The following is a 1,405-nucleotide window of genomic DNA, read 5'->3' on the forward strand; positions in this document are numbered from 1 at the left end:
TGGGCTAGGTCACACACTCATAAATTTCTAGCGGCGTTTGTGGATTGCTGATTCACTGTCTGAAAAGAGGAGAGCAGCATGGCGCAGCGCGCTACGCACTGACGGACTTCGAATGGTCGATCATCGAACCGCTATTGCCCAACAAGCCCCGTGGCGTGCCGCGGGTCGATGACCGGTGGGTACTGAACGGCATCTACTGGCGGCTCAGGACCGGTTCGCCCAGGGCTGACATCCCGGAACGCTTTGGTCCCTACACCACCTGTTACAACCGCTTCGTGCGGTGGGCGAAGCTCGGCGTATGGAGCAGGATATTCGACGCGGTGTCAGAGGCTTACGTGGGATCGGAGCAATCGGTCGACAGTTCTTCGATCCGCGTCCACCAGCACGGGGCGAACGCAAAAAGGGGGTTGAAGCGGCCACCGACCCCGCCGGTGTGGCTGACCTTCGAGCCGTCTGCATGGGGCGCTCAAGGGGCGGTCTGACGACCAAAATCCACGCTGTCACGGATGCGAACGGCCTGCCGATCACGCTGAAACTCACCGCCGGACAGGCCCATGACGGTCGTTCCGCCGACGATATGCTCGGCACGGTCGGCCCCGGTCAAACTCTGCTGGCCGACGCGGCATATGACAGTAACCGGCTGCGTGAACGGTTGGCCAACATGGGGGCACAGGCGGTGATCAAACCGATGTCGCGCCGCTCGACACCGCTCCCGCTCGACCGGAACGCGTACAAACGCCGCAACCGGATCGAGCGGTTCTTCTCCAAACTCAAGCATTACAGGGCGATCGCCACCCGATATGAAAAGCATGACGCCAACTTCCTCGCCATCGTAAAGCTCGCCGCAACTCGCATCTGGTTGCGCGTTTATGAGTCGGTAACCTAGCTTAGGCACGTTTCCTTTGACCCACTCTCAGTTATGCGTCGCGGTTTATGACGCGTCAATGTTGCGGTCTCCTTTTCTGTTTTCTTTGCGGCCTTAGCACTGGCCTTGAAGCGGTAGCTGTCATTACCGGTTTCGAGGATGTGGCAGCGGTGTGGAGTTCCCCCGGTTTGATGGACACTTTGTCACTGATGAAGGAGAGTGTTTTTCATGCCGAGAACGAGGAACCCGTACCCCGCGGGATTTAGGGAACAATTGGTTGCGCTTGCGCGAGCTGGTCGTAGTGTTGAAAGCCTTGCGCGGGAGTATGAACCCTGCGCTGCCACAATCCATGATTGGGTGAAGCAGGCCAGTGCTGATGATGGTGAACGCGATGACCGTCTGACAAGCGCCGAATTGGAAGAACTGAGGCAACTTCGCCGAGAAGTGAAACAGCTTCGGCAAGAGCGGGACATACTGTCAAAGGCCGCGGCTTGGTTTGCACAAAACGACGTGACATCGCGGAGGTCTTCGAATTCATGA

1 protein-coding gene and 1 pseudogene are annotated in these 1,405 nt (G+C 58.3%); both read left to right on the forward strand.

Annotated elements, in window-relative coordinates; all coding sequences use genetic code 11:
* Positions 1-59 precede the first annotated feature (59 nt).
* Positions 60-886: pseudogene (locus H7848_RS19610) on the forward strand (IS5 family transposase).
* A gap of 207 nt (positions 887-1,093) precedes the next feature.
* Positions 1,094-1,405, forward strand: a complete 312-nt coding sequence (locus H7848_RS20395; RefSeq protein WP_208354658.1) for a transposase — start codon at positions 1,094-1,096, stop codon at positions 1,403-1,405.

Origin of the sequence: Pseudaestuariivita rosea (assembly GCF_017592335.1) — a bacterium.
Classification (GTDB): domain Bacteria; phylum Pseudomonadota; class Alphaproteobacteria; order Rhodobacterales; family Rhodobacteraceae; genus Parasulfitobacter; species Parasulfitobacter rosea.